The 15,614-nt window shown below is 76.0% G+C and carries 14 protein-coding genes; 6 read left to right on the top strand and 8 right to left on the bottom strand.

All coding sequences use genetic code 11. The features are described from left to right. Window positions 1–117: 117 nt before the first annotated feature. The 5 genes from ACIRS1_RS13465 to ACIRS1_RS13485 all read right to left on the bottom strand — a co-directional run bounded on the left by ACIRS1_RS13465 (window position 118) and on the right by ACIRS1_RS13485 (window position 4,430). Window positions 118–498, bottom strand: coding sequence for a peptidoglycan-binding protein (locus ACIRS1_RS13465; RefSeq protein ID WP_402839055.1), 381 nt, complete (start codon window positions 496–498; stop codon window positions 118–120). Window positions 499–739: 241 nt separating this feature from the next. After that, entirely contained in the window at window positions 740–1,834 is a 1,095-nt protein-coding gene (locus ACIRS1_RS13470; protein WP_402839057.1) for a winged helix DNA-binding domain-containing protein, read from the bottom strand. Further along, complete coding sequence (locus ACIRS1_RS13475; protein ID WP_402839058.1) at window positions 1,831–2,625, bottom strand: glycerophosphodiester phosphodiesterase; 795 nt, start codon at window positions 2,623–2,625, stop codon at window positions 1,831–1,833. Before ACIRS1_RS13475 ends, ACIRS1_RS13470 begins: the two co-directional genes overlap by 4 nt. Before the next feature lie 52 nt (window positions 2,626–2,677). Further along, on the bottom strand, window positions 2,678–3,094 hold the full coding sequence (locus ACIRS1_RS13480) for a TOBE domain-containing protein (protein WP_360210329.1): 417 nt from the start codon (window positions 3,092–3,094) through the stop codon (window positions 2,678–2,680). A 142-nt stretch (window positions 3,095–3,236) separates the two neighbouring features. Beyond that, complete coding sequence (locus tag ACIRS1_RS13485) at window positions 3,237–4,430, bottom strand: ROK family transcriptional regulator (RefSeq protein ID WP_402839061.1); 1,194 nt, start codon at window positions 4,428–4,430, stop codon at window positions 3,237–3,239. Window positions 4,431–4,616: 186 nt separating this feature from the next. On the opposite strand from ACIRS1_RS13485, the gene ACIRS1_RS13490 reads away from it, so the two are divergent. The 6 genes from ACIRS1_RS13490 (at window position 4,617) to ACIRS1_RS13515 (ending at window position 10,469) form a co-directional block, all read left to right on the top strand. Further along, window positions 4,617–5,903: an MFS transporter gene (locus ACIRS1_RS13490; protein ID WP_402839063.1), complete on the top strand. Its 1,287-nt coding sequence runs from the start codon at window positions 4,617–4,619 to the stop codon at window positions 5,901–5,903. A gap of 156 nt (window positions 5,904–6,059) precedes the next feature. Beyond that, the gene (locus ACIRS1_RS13495) at window positions 6,060–6,767 is read left to right on the top strand and encodes a VTT domain-containing protein (protein ID WP_360210323.1); all 708 of its coding nucleotides are present in this window, start codon (window positions 6,060–6,062) and stop codon (window positions 6,765–6,767) included. Between the two features lie 70 nt (window positions 6,768–6,837). Further along, entirely contained in the window at window positions 6,838–7,353 is a 516-nt protein-coding gene (locus tag ACIRS1_RS13500; protein ID WP_360210321.1) for a DinB family protein, read from the top strand. Window positions 7,354–7,624: 271 nt separating this feature from the next. Continuing rightward, window positions 7,625–8,017 (top strand): cell division protein SepF, encoded by a 393-nt coding sequence (locus tag ACIRS1_RS13505; RefSeq protein ID WP_360210319.1) that lies wholly within the window; start codon window positions 7,625–7,627, stop codon window positions 8,015–8,017. Window positions 8,018–8,199: 182 nt separating this feature from the next. After that, window positions 8,200–8,853, top strand: a complete 654-nt coding sequence (locus tag ACIRS1_RS13510) for a TetR/AcrR family transcriptional regulator (protein ID WP_402839065.1) — start codon at window positions 8,200–8,202, stop codon at window positions 8,851–8,853. Further along, window positions 8,850–10,469: an MFS transporter gene (locus tag ACIRS1_RS13515; protein ID WP_402839067.1), complete on the top strand. Its 1,620-nt coding sequence runs from the start codon at window positions 8,850–8,852 to the stop codon at window positions 10,467–10,469. Before ACIRS1_RS13510 ends, ACIRS1_RS13515 begins: the two co-directional genes overlap by 4 nt. A gap of 85 nt (window positions 10,470–10,554) precedes the next feature. Here the strand turns inward: ACIRS1_RS13515 and ACIRS1_RS13520 are convergent, their stop codons facing one another. The 3 genes from ACIRS1_RS13520 to ACIRS1_RS13530 all read right to left on the bottom strand — a co-directional run bounded on the left by ACIRS1_RS13520 (window position 10,555) and on the right by ACIRS1_RS13530 (window position 15,599). Continuing rightward, window positions 10,555–13,020 (bottom strand): SpoIIE family protein phosphatase, encoded by a 2,466-nt coding sequence (locus ACIRS1_RS13520; RefSeq protein WP_402839069.1) that lies wholly within the window; start codon window positions 13,018–13,020, stop codon window positions 10,555–10,557. A gap of 147 nt (window positions 13,021–13,167) precedes the next feature. Then, window positions 13,168–13,788, bottom strand: coding sequence for a TetR/AcrR family transcriptional regulator (locus ACIRS1_RS13525; protein WP_360210311.1), 621 nt, complete (start codon window positions 13,786–13,788; stop codon window positions 13,168–13,170). A 149-nt stretch (window positions 13,789–13,937) separates the two neighbouring features. Then, window positions 13,938–15,599, bottom strand: coding sequence for an AMP-binding protein (locus tag ACIRS1_RS13530; RefSeq protein ID WP_402839071.1), 1,662 nt, complete (start codon window positions 15,597–15,599; stop codon window positions 13,938–13,940). Window positions 15,600–15,614 lie beyond the last annotated feature (15 nt).

The raw sequence follows: 15,614 nt of genomic DNA on the forward strand, positions 1-15,614 counted from the left end.
CGGGGGGGGGGGGGCGGGGGGGGGGGGCGCGGGGGGGGGGGGGGGGGGGGGGGGGGGGGGGGGGGGGGGGGGGGGGGGGGGGGGCCCCCCCCCCCCCCCGGGCCCGGGGGGCGCCTGTCAGGTCGGCAGGTAGTCCCAGCACTTCGCGGCCTGGTCGTGCTCGTTGTGGACGAGGACCTCCAGGATCACGCGGCCGGTGTTGTGGCCGACGATGCCGTCCACGTCGAGCGCGCCGCCCCACTGGTCGCGGTTGGTCGCCTGGAACTGCCGCACCGCGTCCTCGGTGCGCTTGCCCCAGATGCCGTCCGCCTTGAGGCCGGCGTGCACGTTGGAGGCGTTCATCGCCAGCTGGACGCACCAGACGCCCGTCCCGGTGTCGCCGTAGGCGATGTCGCCGGCGGTCGAGTTGGCGCTCGCCGTACCGGCCAGCGCGACGAGGGCCATACCGGCGGAGGCCACCACCACGGCGGCGCGTTTGACGGTCGAGGACATGAGCATGGACGGCTCCTGGAGTGGACTGCGGGGGCCGGGACCGGCCGCCGCCGAACGACACTAGGAGGCCCCGCGGGCGTCCCTCGAGCCCTCGCCGTCCCAGGGACGCCGCCCGCGTCCGGGCTGGGACGGTCCCGCGCCGCGGCGGGCTCCGGCAGGCGGCCGGCGGCGTCCGTCCCGCCCGCCGTCCCCCGGCGTCCCGGGACGCCGCAGGGGCGCCGGGCGGCCGTCCCCGGGACGCGGAGCGCTACCGCTCCCCGTCCACCGGCTCGAAGCGGACCGCCCCGCCGCCGCCCGCGAAGTCCAGCACCCGCTGCGCCTCGGCCCGCGCCGCCTGCTCGTCGGCGGGCCGCAGCGCCGTGAACGGCCGGACGGCCACCTCCTGCCCGCCCGTCAGCCGCCAGGTCCCGGCGACCAGCCCGTCGACCAGCAGGGTGCCGAGCACGATCCCGTTCTGCGTCATCACCCGGCCCCGGTACTCCTCCGGCAGCACCCGGGTGCGGTCGGCGTGCGAGAGCAGCAGGTTGTCGAAGGGGGCGAGCAGCCGCACCGGCGCCGGGGTGTCCGGATCGGGCCGGGGCGCCTCCGGCAGGTCGTGGAGCACCCGGCCGTGCTCGTCGCGGAAGGTGACCAGCCGGGACGCCAGCCGGGTGAGCACCGGGCCGAGCCGGCTGAGACCGGACCACTTCTGCAGGTCGGCCGCGGTGGCCGGGCCGAAGGCGGCGAGGTAGCGCAGGACCAGGTCGTCGAGGGCCGGCGCCCGCTCCAGCGGGCAGCCGAGCCAGGCCTCGGCGGTGGTGTGGGCGGCGGGGCCGCTGCGGTCCCAGATCCCGCGCGGCGGGACCTGGACGAGCGGCAGCAGGCAGCGGGCGGCCTGGGCGAGGGCGGCCGGGTCTCGGTCCGGGCGGGTGGCGGCGAGCAGCGCGCCGAGCTGCTGGAAGGTCCGCGGTTCCGCCTCGACCAGGGCGCGGGCCTCGGCCCCGAGGGCGTCCAGGTCGAGCCCGGCCAGCCGGGCGCCGTAGGTGGAGCGCAGGGCCCGGTCGAGGACGGGCTGGAGCAGCGGGCGCAGCGTCAGGCAGTCTTCGGCGGTGACCAGGTGGATGGTGCCGCGCTGGAGCGCGATCCGCACCGCGGCGCGCTGTTCCAGCAGCGCGGTGAGCCGCTCGGGGGTGAAGCCGTCGATCCGGCTGAGCAGGCCGAGGTAGGGCGGCTGCGGCACCGCCTGGGCCTGGAGCCCGCCGAGGTGGTGGATCAGTTCGGCGGGTTCCCGGCCGGTGCGGGCGAGCAGGTGCTGACGGGCCAGCAGGGCGCGGCCCAGCTGCCGGCCGGTCAGCACGTTCACCGGCGGCCGTCCAGGACGGCGCGCAGCACGTCGATCCGGTTGGTGGTGATGGAGGAGACCCCGCAGTCGCGCAGCCGGCGCATGGTGCGGCGCAGGTCGGCCGTCCAGCTGGAGACCTCCAGCCCGGCGTCCGCCGCGGCCGCGGTGAAGGCGGGGGTGACCAGGCCGAACGGCGGGTTGAGGTAACGCGGGCGCAGGTCGTCGAGCAGGGCCCGGGCGGGCATCCGGGGCTGCTTCCAGGTGAGCGCGATCTCGGCGTCCGGGCTCAGCGCGCGGACGGCGAGCATCGCGGTGGCCGGCCCGCAGAAGGCGACCTGCCGTTCGGCGCCGAGCCCGGCGACGACGGACCAGGTGGCGGCGGCGGGGCCGGGGTCGTCGAGGTCGAGCAGGAGCCGGCGGTCCTCGTGGGCGGCGAGGGCCTTGATCGTCTCGGCGAGGGTGGGGACGGCGAGCGGGCCACGGCGCAGTTCCTCGAGCTGCTCGGCGGTGACCCGGTCGATCGACCGCGGGTCGCCCCAGAGGCGTTCCAGGGTGCGGTCGTGCAGCAGGACGGGCACCCGGTCCCGGGTGAGCTGGACGTCGACCTCGACGGCGTCGGCCCCCGCGGCGAGGGCGGCCTCGACCGAGGCGAGGGTGTTCTCGCGGTGGCGGTACGGGGCGCCGCGGTGGGCCACCGCGAGGACCGGTCGGCGGGCGTCCGGGGCCTGTTCGCGGCCGGCTGCGGGCCGGGCGGCCGCGGCCCGGGCGGGGAGGGCGGCGCGCTGGGTGGTCGGCGGGTGCGGGTGGGTCATCCCGGGCGGGGCCTCTCGTGCGGATCGGTGGGGGCGGGGTCGGTCGCCGGGCTCAGCGCCGTTCGATCATCACGTTGGTGGACTTGATGACGGCCGTGGCGGGTGCGCCGGGGACGAGGTTCAGCTCCTCGGCCGACTCCCGGCTGATCAGCGACACCACCCGGAACGGGCCCGCCTGGACCTCCACCTGGGCGGCGACGTCGCCGAGCACCACGTCGGTGACGATCCCGGGGAAGCGGTTGCGGGCCGAGGACGGCCGGCCCTCGGCCTCGGCGTTCTCGGGCCGGGCCAGTTCGCGGGCGAAGGCGGCGAGGTCGGCGCCGGGGATGATCCGGTGGCCGTGCTCGTCCCGCTGGGCCGCGACCCGCCCGGCGTCCACCCAGCGCCGCATGGTGTCGGCGCTGACGCCGAGCAGCGCCGCGGCCTCGCCGATCCGGTACGGGTTGACCGGCGCCTCGGGCTGGCCCATGTGCGACTCCTGACGCTGACTCCGGAGGGACGGGCCCGGCGTGCGCCGAACCCTCGCCGACATCCTGCCGTACGGCGTGCCGGGCCCGCGAAGCGGCGCCCCCCCCGGAGGGCCGCGGCGGGGGTCTTCGGTCGGACGAGCCCTACGGTTCGCCGAAGAGGTCCCGGCGGACGGCGTCCCCGGCGGTGAGCACGGCGCCGGCGAGGATCGCCCCGCCGCCCGCCGTACCGGCCCGGACCTCGGTGCGCAGCGGGGAGAGCCCGGCCAGCCGCCGTTCGACCCGGCCGGCCAGCTCGGCGCCGCCGGCCCGGCCGATCTCGCCGCCGAGCACCACGCAGCCCGGGTCGAGGACGACGCAGACGCTGGCCGCGCCGATGGCGATCCGCTCGGCCAGGGCGTCCAGGAACGGCCCGCCGGGCTCGCCGGGGCCGAGCGCGGTCAGGGCGGCGCGGACGGCGGCCTCGCCGGCGGGGGCGTTCCCGTCGTCCGGGGCGGGCAGGCCGTGGGCGCGGGCCAGCTCGCAGACGGCGACGCTGCCGACCAGCCCGTGGTAGCCGCCCTCGCTGCTGTCGGCGCTGGGCAGGCCGGTGGTGCCCGGGACGGGCAGGAAGCAGATCTCGCCGGTGCCGCCGGAGAAGCCGCGGCGCAGCCGCCCGTCCAGGATGACGGCGGCGCCGACGCTGTGGCCGAGCCACATCAGCACGAAGGTGTCGCGGTCGCGGGCGGCGCCGATCCGGTACTCGGCCCGGCCGGCGAGGTTGACCTCGTTCTCGAGGATCACCTCGGTGTCGGGCAGCCGTCTCAGTTCGGCGAGGAGTTCGGCGTGCCAAGCGGGGAGCTTGCCGGTGCTCTGCAGCCGCCCGGTGGCGGGGTCGACGAGTCCGGGGGCGCCGACGGCGACGGTGTGCAGCTGCTCGACCCCGGCGCCGCGCGCGGTCTCGCGCAGGGTGCGGACGAGCCGCTCGGCGGTGCCGGGCGCCGCGTCGTCCTCGACGGGGACCTCGGCGGTGGCGAGGGTGCGTCCGGCGAGGTCGGCGACGACCAGGGTGACGCCGCCGGCGCGCACGTCGAAGGCGGCGATGTGGGCGCGGGAGGCGACCAGGGCGTAGAGCCGCGCGTTGGGGCCCCGGCGCTGTTCGCCGCGTTCGCCGACGACGGCCACCAGACCGGTCCGCTGGAGGCGGTCGAGCAGGTCGGCGACGGTCGGCCGGGAGAGGCCGGTGAGGTCGCGCAGCTCGGTCGCGGTGAGGGGGCCCTGTTCGAGGAGCAGGTTGAGCGCCAGCCGGTCGTTGATCGCCCGGGCGGTGCTCGGCGTGGCCGTACGCGCGGTGGTCATGGCAGCTCATCCTTCCAGAGTGTTTCTATCAGGGTCCCTTCCTGATAATTTACCGGAGGGACGAACCACCAGCCGGTCGCGCCGTCCGCCGAACGGCCCCGCCGCCGCCCGGCCCGCACGGCCGGCCCGTAGACCACCCACAGGGCGACGTCGCGCCGCAGTGCGCGACCCGGGAGGGACCCTCGGATGAGCAGCACCGCCACGCCACCACTGGAACAGCCGGCCGCCCGGCGCCGGGCCAGGGCGAGCATCGCCCTGGTCTTCGCCGTGCACGGCGCCGTCAGCGGCAGCTTCGTCACCCGCATCCCGTGGATCCAGGACCGCCTGGACCTCTCCCCCGGCCAGCTCGGCCTGGCCCTGGTGATGCCCGCCATCGGCTCCTCCCTCGCGATGCCGCTGGCCGGCCGGATCACCCATCGCCACGGCGGGCGGGCCGCGGTCCGCGGCCTGCTCTCGCTCTGGTGCCTGGCGCTCGCCCTGCCCGCCCTCGCGCCCTCGCTGCCGGTACTCTGCGCCGTCCTGCTGCTGTACGGCGCCACCGCCGGGATGGCCGACGTCGCCATGAACGCCCAGGGCGTGGAGATCGAGCAGCGGCTCGGCCGCTCGATCATGTCCGGACTGCACGGGATGTGGAGCGCGGGCGGCCTGCTGGCCTCCGCCTTCGGCATCCTCGCCGCCCACCTGGCGCTCGACGCCCGGCTCCAGCTGGCCGTCACCGCGCTCGCCCTGCTCGCCCTGGCCCAGCCGGTCTGCCGGGGCCTGCCGGACCTGCGCGCCGCCGCGGGGGCGGAGGCGCCGCCGCGCTTCGCCCTGCCCCCGCGCAGCTCGCTGGTGATCGGGCTGGTCGGCTTCTGCGCCGTCTTCGCCGAGGGCGCCTCGATGGACTGGAGCGGTGTCTACCTGCGGGACGTCACCGGCGCCTCGGCCACCCTCGCGGCCGCCTCGTACACTGCCTTCTCGCTCACCATGGCCGTGAGCCGGCTCGCCGGGGACGCGGTGATCCGCCGCCTCGGCGCCGTCCGCACCACCCGGCTCGGCGGCGCCGTCGCCACCGCCGGCGGCCTGCTGGTGGTGGCCGCCGACCGCCCCGCGCTGGCCATCCCGGGCTTCGCGCTGCTCGGCGTCGGCATCGCGGTCACCGTGCCGCTGGCCTTCGCGGCGGCCGGGCGGATCGGCGGCAACCCCAGCCAGGCCATCGCGGGCGTCGCGACCGTCACCTACACCTCGGGCCTGATCGCCCCGGCCGTCATCGGCGCCCTCGCCCAGGCCACCTCGCTGACCGTCTCCTTCGGCCTGGTCACCGCGCTCGCCCTCGCCCTGCTGCTGAGCGCCGGCGCTCTGCGCCGGGCCGAGCAGCACGCCGACGGCCGGGGCACCGCGCACGCACCGGCCGACCGGAGCCGTCCCGGCACGACGGCCACCGACCCGGAGTCGACGGGGAGCCCCACCGGCGGGAGCCTCACCGCCAGGTGAGCCGGCGACGCCGGGAGTGCCCGGTCCGGGCACCACCGACCACCGCGCGGCCGGGCGGCACGGCCGCGCCTCCGTCGGCCCGGCACGGCCCCGCCTGGCCGGGCGGGCGGCCGGGCGGCCCCGCCCACGGGTTAGGCTCGGCCGGTGCCAGCTCCCGTGACAGACCCGCCCGCCACCGCGGCCGAGGAACTCCCCCCGGCCGCCGCCGCCCGTTCGCCGTGGTGGCGGTTCGCGCTGCTGGTGGCGCTGCTGGCCGCCGCGGCCGGTTCGCTGCTGCTCTGGAGCCCGACGGCACTGCTCGACGGCGGGCTCGCCGACCGGATGCCCGGGTACTGGTTCGCGCCGCTGTTCGCCACCGTCTACGCGGTGGGCACCCTCGCCTTCGTCCCCCGGCCCGCACTGAACGCCGCCGCCGGGCTGCTGCTCGGCATCCAGCAGGGCGTGCTGCTCGCGGTGCTCGGCACCACGCTGGGGGCCGCGATGGCCTTCGCGCTCGGCCGCGGTCTCGGGCGGGACGCGCTGCGGCCGTACCTGCGCGGGCGGGTGCTCGGACCGCTCGACCGGCGCTTCACCGAGCAGGGCTTCCGCAGCGTGCTGGTGCTGCGGCTGCTGCCGGGCATGCCGTTCCAGGCGGCCAACTACGGCGCGGCCTTCTCCGGCGTCCGCTTCCTGCCGTTCCTGTCGGCCACCGCGATCGGCGTGGTGCCGACCACCGCGGTGTACGTGACGGCCGCCGCCAGCGCGGGCGAACCCGGCTCCGCGGCCTTCCTGGTGTCGGCGGGCGTGATCGCCCTGCTGGTGCTGGGCAGCGCGGTCGGGCTCTGGCGGGCCGCCGCCGCCCGCCGCCGGTCCCGGGCGGCCTGACGCCCGCCGCCCCGACGCCCGCCCGGGAATTCGCTCGCCCCCGCCCGCGCGGGGGGCCAGGATGGCCCGCATGACCGAACTCTCCCCGCGGATAGACCCGCCGATGGCCGCCGACGAGACCGCCATGCTCACCGCCTGGCTCGACTACCACCGCAGCACCCTCGCCCTGAAGTGCGAGGGCCTGAGCGACGACCAGCTGCGGCTGCGCTCCGTCCCGCCGTCCACGCTCTCGCTGCTCGGCCTCGTCCGGCACATGGCCGAGGTGGAGCGCCACTGGTTCCAGGGCGTGCTGTCCGGCGAGGAGTTCACCACCGGCCACTACTGGACGGAGGCCGACCCGGACGGCGACTTCGACCACGTCGACACCGCGGACGTGGCGGCCGACTTCGCCGTGTGGCGCGCCGAGGTGGCCGCGGCCCGCCGGGTGAGCGCCGGCCTGTCGCTGGACACCGTGGGCAAGCGGCCGCGCCACGGGCAGGAGGTGACGCTCCGGTGGATCCTCGTCCACATGATCGAGGAGTACGCCCGGCACAACGGTCACGCCGATCTGCTGCGCGAACTGGTGGACGGCGCCACCGGCGAGTGAAATCGTTTCCGCATTGTTGACAGAAAGTCAATTGGGCGGTGACCGCGACCGATATGGTCTACGCGCGCAACCGTACGGCGCCCGGCCGCGTCGCTGATGTTGCCCGGGTTCGCCCGGGTTTCCGGCGCGGCACGACTCGTACGGGGGTCGCGAGCGGGCACGGGACCGGTGAACAGTGCGATACTCGGACAGTTCCGACGAGTGGATGACGTGTCAAAAATGGGCACCCACCCCCGGGGGACCAGGACGGGACGAGGCAGGGAGGCGCGGCATGGGAGCACTTCGCGACGAGCACCACAACGGGTGGCTGATGCCCTCGGGACACTACCCGGCCGCGGTGTACGAGGACGAGTGGGTCGAGCAGGAGACGGTCTCGTCCGTCCCCGCCCCCGCGAAGATCGTCTCCCTGCGGCCGACCGGTTTCGAGGCGGCGCGGACGGTCGGTGAGCACATCCGGGCGAGCATCCCGGTGGTCATGGACCTCACCGAGATGGACGAGGCCGAGGCCAAGCGGATGGTGGACTTCGCCTCCGGGCTGGTCTTCGGCACCCAGGGCGGCATCGAGCGGATCGCCCGCCGGGTCTTCCTGCTCACCCCGGCCGAGGTCGAGGTCATGGTGATCGACCGCCCGCTCGACGAGACCGGGTTCTACAACCAGAGCTGACCGCAGCCGGAACCGACCGCGGCCAGAGCTGACCGGGCCGCACGGCCCCGCAGGACCCCGACCGGGGACGGCACCCGCCGTCCCCGGTTTTTTCACGTCCGGCCGCCGCCGACGCATGCAGCATTCGAGACACAGATCTTAAGTATGAGACATACATGTCTCAGATGACCTACACTCGACTCATGGCCACCGATCGTGACACCGTCCTGGAAGCCGCCGTCGGCGTGCTCTCCCGACGCCCCACCGCCCACCTGGACGAGATCGCGCGCGCCGCCGGCATCAGCCGGGCCACCCTGCACCGGCTCTTCCCCGGCCGCGAGGCCCTGATCCGCGAGATCGGCCTGCTCGGCCTGCGCCGCTTCGCCGCCGCGCTGGACACCGCGGCCGTCGAGGACGGCGACAGCGCGGCGGCGCTGCGCCGCCTGGTGGACGCCGCCGTCCCGGACGCCTCGCTCTGCGCCTTCCTGGCCGGCGAGAACCAGCTCTACGACGACGACAGCATCAACGACCTCTGGGAGGTCCAGATCGCCCGGCTGCACGCGCTCTTCCTGCGCGGCCAGCAGCAGGGCGTGTTCCGCATCGAGCTGAGCGCCGCCTGGCTGAGCGAGGCCTTCTTCGACCTCGTCGCGGGCATCGGCTGGTCCATCCAGGACGGCCGCCTCGCCCCGCGCGACGCCGCCTTCTCGCTCGCCGAGCTGTTCCTCGGCGGTGCGCTGCGCCGCTCCGACGCCCCCGCGCCCCCGGCACCCCTGCCACCCGCACCCCTTCCCCCTGCGCCCACCACCCCTTCGCACCACCCCGCCCCGGACCGGAAACCGGACACCGATACGCCATGAGCAGCACCGTCCACACCGGCACCACCCTGCAGAGCACTCCCCGCCAGCGCTGGACCGGCCTCGCCGTCCTCGTCCTGGCCGTCACCGTGGTCGCGGTCGACGCGACCGTCCTCTCCCTCGCCCTCCCCTCCATCAGCGAGACGCTGCGCCCCAGCGGCACCCAGCTCCTCTGGATCGGCGACGCCTACTCCTTCGTGCTGGCCGGCCTGCTGGTCAGCATGGGCGCGCTGAGCGACCGGATAGGCCGCAAGCGGCTGCTGCTGACCGGCTCCGCCGCCTTCGGCGCCGCCTCGCTGCTGGCCGCCTACGCGCCCACCTCCGGCTGGCTGATCCTGGCCCGCGCGCTGCTCGGCGTGGCCGGGGCGACGATCATGCCGTCCACCCTGTCGCTGATCCGCAGCCTCTTCCCGGACCACCGGGAGCGGGCCACCGCGATCGGCATCTGGGGCGCGGCCGCCACCGCGGGCGCCGCACTCGGACCGGTGGTCGGCGGGGTGCTGCTGGAGCACTTCTGGTGGGGCTCGGTGTTCCTGCTGAACATCCCGATCCTGGTCCTGCTGCTGGTCACCGGCGCCTGGCTGCTGCCGGAGTCCAGGGACCCGAAGCCGGGCCGCTGGGACGTGCTGAGCGTCGTGCTGTCGATGGCCGGCGTGATCGGCGTCGTCTACGCCGTCAAGGAGGCCGCCGCGCACGGGGTGGCCCGCTGGGACGTCCCGGTCACCTTCCTGCTCGGCGCCGCCGCGCTGACCCTGTTCGTCCGCCGTCAGCTGCGGCTGGAGACCCCGCTGCTGGACGTCCGGCTCTTCCGCGACCGGCGGTTCACCGCCGCCGCGCTGGCCTCGCTGATCTCCCTGATCGGACTCTCCGGCGTGGTCTTCGTGACCTCGCAGTACCTCCAGCTGGTCCGCGGCTACGAACCGCTGCGGGCGGGCCTGGCGGAGCTGCCGGCCTTCGTCGGCTCGGTGGTAGGCGGGCTGCTGACCGCCCGGCTGGCCCGGCGCTTCGGCGCCCGCTCGGCGCTGACCTCCTGCCTGCTCGCGATGGGCCTCGGCGTCGGTGCGCTCGGCTGGATCCAGCAGGACACCACCTACCTGCTGCTGGCCGCCTCCTTCCTGCTGGTCGGCACCGCCGAGGGGGTCGTCTACACCCTCGGCGCCGACCTGGTGCTGAACGCCGCGCCCGCCGACAAGGCCGGCGCCGCCTCGGCGGTCTCGGAGACCGCGTACGAGCTGGGCACCGCGCTCGGCATCGCGCTGGTCGGCTCGGTGGTCGGCTCGATCTACGCGAGCGGGCTGACCGTGCCGGCCGGGACGGACCCGGCGCTCGCGGCGCGGGCCGGCGAGTCGCTGGGCTCGGCGGTCGAGACCACGCAGGGCCTGCCGCCGGCTGTCGCGGAGCCGCTGCTGGCGAGCGCCCGGGAGTCCTTCGTGCACGGCATGAACAGCGCCGGCCTGCTGGCGGCCGCGCTGCTGACCGGCGCGGCGGTGATGGCCTGGCGGCTGCTGCGGCGCCTGCCCGCCCAGCCGGCGGCCGATCCCGTCCCGGTCCCCGCTCCGGCAGCCGCGCCGACGGCGGCCCCGGCGGCAGCTCCGGCGGCGGAGAAGCTGGACGCCTGATCGGGCCGGACCGTTCCCCCGTTCCCCCGCGCCGCCGGCGCGGAGGTGCGGGGGAACGTCGTTCCCGGGGCTCGGGGACGGGCGGCTACACCGTCCCGAAGGGCAGCTCCAGCTCCGCCCAGACCACCTTGCCGTCCCGGGTCAGCCGGCTGCCCCAGCGCTGGGCCAGCTCGCTCACCAGGAACATCCCGCGCCCGCCCTCGTCCTGCTCCGCGAACGGGCGCAGCTGCGGGGTCTGCCCGCCCGCGTCGGAGACCTCCACGGTGAGCACGCGGTCGCGGAACAGCCGGAGCCGGCGCGGCGCCCCGGCGTGCAGCAGGGCGTTCGTCACCAGTTCGCTGACCAGCAGTTCGGCGTAGTCGGAGAGCGCGGACAGGCCCCAGGCGTCCAGGGTGGCGCGGGTGAAGCGGCGGGCCTTGCCGGGCAGCCGGCCGCCACCGGTGAGCGGGAGGGTCGCGATCCGGTCGGCGGGCAGCGGCAGCACCCTGGCCATGATCATCGCGATGTCGTCGTCGGTGCCGTCGGTGACCAGCGCGGCGAGGACGGCGTCGGCGCTCTCCTCCAGCGTCCGGCCTGGCCCGGCGAGGGTGCGGGCCAGCAGGTCGATGCCGTCGTCGAGGTCCTGGCCCCGCCGCTCGACCAGGCCGTCGGTGTAGAGGGTCACCATGCCGCCCTCGGGGAGGGTGAACTCGGTGGACTCGAAGGCCACCCCACCGACGCCCAGCGGCACGCCGGGCGGGACCTCGACCCGCCGGGCGGTGCCGTCCGGGCCGACCCACACCGGCGGCAGGTGGCCGGCCGAGGCGACCTGCACGGTGCGGTCCAACGGGTCGTAGACCGCGCAGATGCAGGTGGCGAACTGGCCCTCGCCGATCCCCGAGGCGGTCTCGTCCAGTCGGGTGAGGACCTGCTCCGGGGGCATGTCGAGGGTGGCCAGCGTCCGGGCGACGGTGCGCAGCTGGCCCATCGTGGCGGCCGCCCGGATGCCGTGGCCCATCACGTCCCCGACCACCAGCGCCACCCGGCCGCAGGACAGCGGGACGACGTCGAACCAGTCGCCGCCGACCTCGCTGACCACGCTGCTCGGCAGGTAGCGGTAGGCGATCTCCAGACCGAGGGTGCGGTGGATCTCCTGCGGCAGCAGGCTGCGCTGCAGGGTCAGCGCCGTCTCCCGCTCGCGCCGGTACAGCCGGGCGTTGTCGATCGCCAGGGCGGTGCGGGCGACCAGCTCCTCGGCCAGTGCGACGTCCGCGTCGCTGAACGGCTCGGAATTGCGCATCCGGATGAACTCCGAGCCGCCCAGCACCATGCCTCGGGCGGTCAGCGGCACCATCAGGTACGAGTGGATGCCGGCCGCCATGCCGGGGGCCACCCGGTCCTCGCTGGAGACCAGGCCGCGCAGCACCTCCTCGGTCACCTTGGCGCGCACCAGCGGGCGGCCGCTGCGCAGGCACTGGGTGTAGCTGCGGTCGGGGGCGTACTCGGAGGTCTCCCCGACGACGTCGACGGCGTGCACGAGGCCCGACTCGTAGGACTCGCCGACCGCGACGGCGCGCAGGGTGATCGTCCGGTCGGCGGGGATGGCGCTGGGCTCGGCCCCGCGCAGCACCGGCTCCAGCAGGTCGACGGTCGCGAAGTCGGCGAACCGGGGGACGACGGCCTCGATGAGCTCCTCGGCGGTGCGCTGGAGGTCGAGGGTGGTGCCGATCCGGGCGGTCGCCTCGGCGATGGTGGCCAGGCGCTCCTGGGCCCGGGCGGCCCGGGCCTCCGCCTGGAAGCGTTCGGTGACGTCGATGATCGAGGAGCAGACGCCGAAGACCCGGCCGGTGGAGTCCTCCAGCCGGAAGTAGGAGGCCGACCAGGCGTGGTCCCGTCTCGGGTCGCCGGGGACGCGGCCGTGCGAACGGGCGTCGACCACGGGCCTGCCGGTCTTCAGCACCTGTCGCATCGTCTGCTCGATCTCGGCGGTGTTGATGCCGGGCAGCACCGCGGATATCCGGCGGCCGAGGTGGGCGGCGGCCGGGACGCCGTTCATCCGGGCCAGCGCCTCGTTGATCCGCACGTAGCGCAGGTCGGTGTCGTAGACGGCCATGCCGATCGGTGAGCGGCCGAAGATGCCGTCGAGGACGGCGAGGTCGGCCTCGACGGCGTGCAGGGCCCGCGAGTCGGAGGCGGTCGCGAGCAGCAGCAGGGTGCCGCCGGGGCCGGCGATCGGGTAGGTGCGGAACTCCAGGTCGACCTTGTGGCCGTCCCGGTGACGGACCGGGAACACGCCGGACCAGCCGGTGCCCCCCATGATGCGTTCGAACAGCGCGAGCACCTCGGGGCGGTCCCCGCCGTCCGTGAGCAGCTGGGCGGCGTAGCTGCCGACGGCCTCCTCCGCGGTGTAGCCGAGGAGCTCCTCGGCGTCCTCGCTCCAGTGCAGGATCAGACCGTCGCCCTGCAGCAGGGCCGTCGCGAGCGGCACGAGTCGGTGGCCGTCGGGGCGTACGGGGGCACCGCCGGGTGCGGGGCCGGCGGCAGCGGTCGCGTCCCACTCGTGTCCGTGCATGATCAGGCAGCACCCCGGTTCGGCTCGTGCCCGGCCGGGCGGCCTCGCGGTCCGTGCCGGCCGGGGTTCTTCTCCAGACTGCACGGACATCGGCCGCCCGGCGACCCCTTGGTCAGGGCTCGTCCGGCCGCTCCGGTCGTACGGGCGTCATGGGCGTACCGGCCGCAGCGTACTCTCCAGAACGCCCGCCCACTGCCGGATCACTCCGGATCGTCGGCCGCTGTCGTCGGTGAGCAGGTTGGCCAGGCCCAGCCCGCGGGCGAGGTCCAGGGTGGCCTGCACGGATTCGCGCACGCCGGGGCGCTTCTCGTCGGCGTCCAGGAACTCGACGGCGGCCCGGTGGGCCTCCCGGCCGACGTGTCCCTCCAGCGCGATGATCCGCTCGCGCAGCGCCTCCTCGGTGGCCGCGGCCGTCCACAGGTGGAGGGCGGCGCGGAACAGCGGGCCGGTGTAGAGGCGCACGATCATGTCGACGACCGCCCGGGTCCGGTCGGGGCCGGCGGCCGGCAGCTCGTCCGCGTGGGCGCGGACGGCCGCCAGCCGCTCGGCGGTGACGTGCTCGACGGCCGCGGTGAACAGGTCCTCGCGGGTCGGGAAGTGGTGCTGGGCGGCGCCCCGGGAGACGCCGGCCCGCTCGGCCACCACGCCGACGGTGGAGCCGTGCCAGCCGAGCTCGGCCAGGCAGTCCACGGCCGCCGCGAGCAGCCGGGCCCGGGTGGCGCGGCTGCGGTCCTGCTGGGGGGTGCGGGCGGCGGGGTGGCTGGTCATGGCGGGTGGCGGTTCCTGTTCCGGTGGGGGCGCGGCGGGCCGGCCGGGAGCGCCGGGCCGCTCGGCGGGCCCGGCGCGGCCCGCGGGTCGATCTTCACAGACGGGGGCCCGCCCGCCGCTTCCGGGGGCGCCGCCCTCCTCCGGCGGGGTCAGTGCGCGGCCTCGGGTGCCGCCGGGCGGGCGCCGTCGGGGCCGCCCGTGCGGGGTGCCACGACGGCGCCGGCCGTGCGGGCGGCCTCCCGGTCGCGCAGTTCGCGGCGCAGGATCTTGCCGGCCGGGGACTTGGGGACGGCCTCGACGAACTCCACCGCGCGGACCTTCTTGTACGGGGCCACCCGTTCGGCCACGTAGGCGCCGACCTCCTCGGCGCTCAGCACCCCGCCGGGGGCGCGGACCACGAAGGCCTTGGGGCACTCCGTGCCGTCGGCGTCCCGGACGCCGATGACGGCGGCGTCGGCGATCTGCGGGTGTCCGAGCAGCACCGCCTCCAGCTCGGCGGGGGCGACCTGATAGCCCTTGTACTTGATCAGCTCCTTCACCCGGTCGACGATGTACAGGTAACCGCGCTCGTCGACGTAGCCGACGTCGCCGGTGTGCAGCCAGCCCTCGGCGTCGATCACGGCCGCGGTGTCGGAGGGGCGGCCGAAGTAGCCCCGCATCACCTGCGGGCCGCGGATCAGCAGCTCGCCCTGCGCGCCGGGCCCGAGGTCCGGGTCGGAGCCGTCCAGGGCGGCGACGCGCAGCTCGGTGGAGGGGACCATCCGGCCCACCGAACCCGGCGCCGGCGCCGGGTCGTGCGGGGAGACCACGTGGGTGACCGGGGAGAGCTCCGTCATCCCGTAGCCCTGGAGCAGGTGCGGCAGGCCGAGCCGGCGGGCGCAGGCGTCGGCGAGGTCCGGGTCCAGCGGGGCGGCCGCGCACAGCAGGTACTCGACCGAGGAGAGGTCGAAGCGGTCCACGGCGGGGTGCTTGGCCAGGGCGAGCGCGATCGGCGGGGCGACCACCAGGGCCTGCACCCGCTGCTCCTCGACGGTGCGGCAGAACTGCTCCAGGTCGAAGCGGGGCAGCACGACCACGGTGGCGCCGCAGCGCAACGGCTGGTTGAGCAGCGCGGCCAGGCCGTAGATGTGGAAGAACGGCAGCACGGCGAGCACCCGCTCGCCCTCGGCGGGCCGGTAGAGCGCGTCGCACTGGGCGAGGTTGGTGGCGATCGAGCGGTGCGTGAGCATCACGCCCTTGGGCAGTCCGGTGGTGCCGCTGGAGTAGGGGAGCACGGCGACGTCCCGGCCCGGGTCCACGGTGATGGCGGGGACGGGGCCGGTGGCGGCCAGCAGGTCGGCCAGCGAGCGGTGGCCCTCGGCGCCGTCCAGGACGACCACCTCCGGCCCGGCACCGCCGGGGCCCGCCAGCAGGTCGACGGCCTTGCGGGCGGTCGGCAGGAACGGGGAGACGGTGATCAGCCACCGGGCGCCGCTGTCGCGGAGCTGGCCCGCCAGCTCGGTGGCGGTGGCGAGCGAGGAGACGGTGGTGACAGTGGCGCCGGCCCGCGTGGCGCCGTAGAAGGCCAGCGGGTAGCCGATCGTGTTGGGGCTGAACAGCGCCACCACGTCTCCCTGGCGCACCCCCGCGCCCGCCAGTCCGGCGGCCACCCGTTCGACCCCGGCGGCCAGCCGCGCGTAGCTCACGCACTCGCCGGTGACGCCGTCGACCAGGGCCGGGCGCTCGCCGTACCGGGCCGCGTCGCCGAGGACCGCGTCATGGATCGGCAGGTCGACCACGGGGACGTCGGGGAACTCGCTACGGAAGACCAAGGTGTGCCTCCACAA

The organism is Kitasatospora sp. NPDC101176, from assembly GCF_044768035.1.
In the GTDB taxonomy this organism is placed as follows: Bacteria; Actinomycetota; Actinomycetes; order Streptomycetales; family Streptomycetaceae; genus Kitasatospora.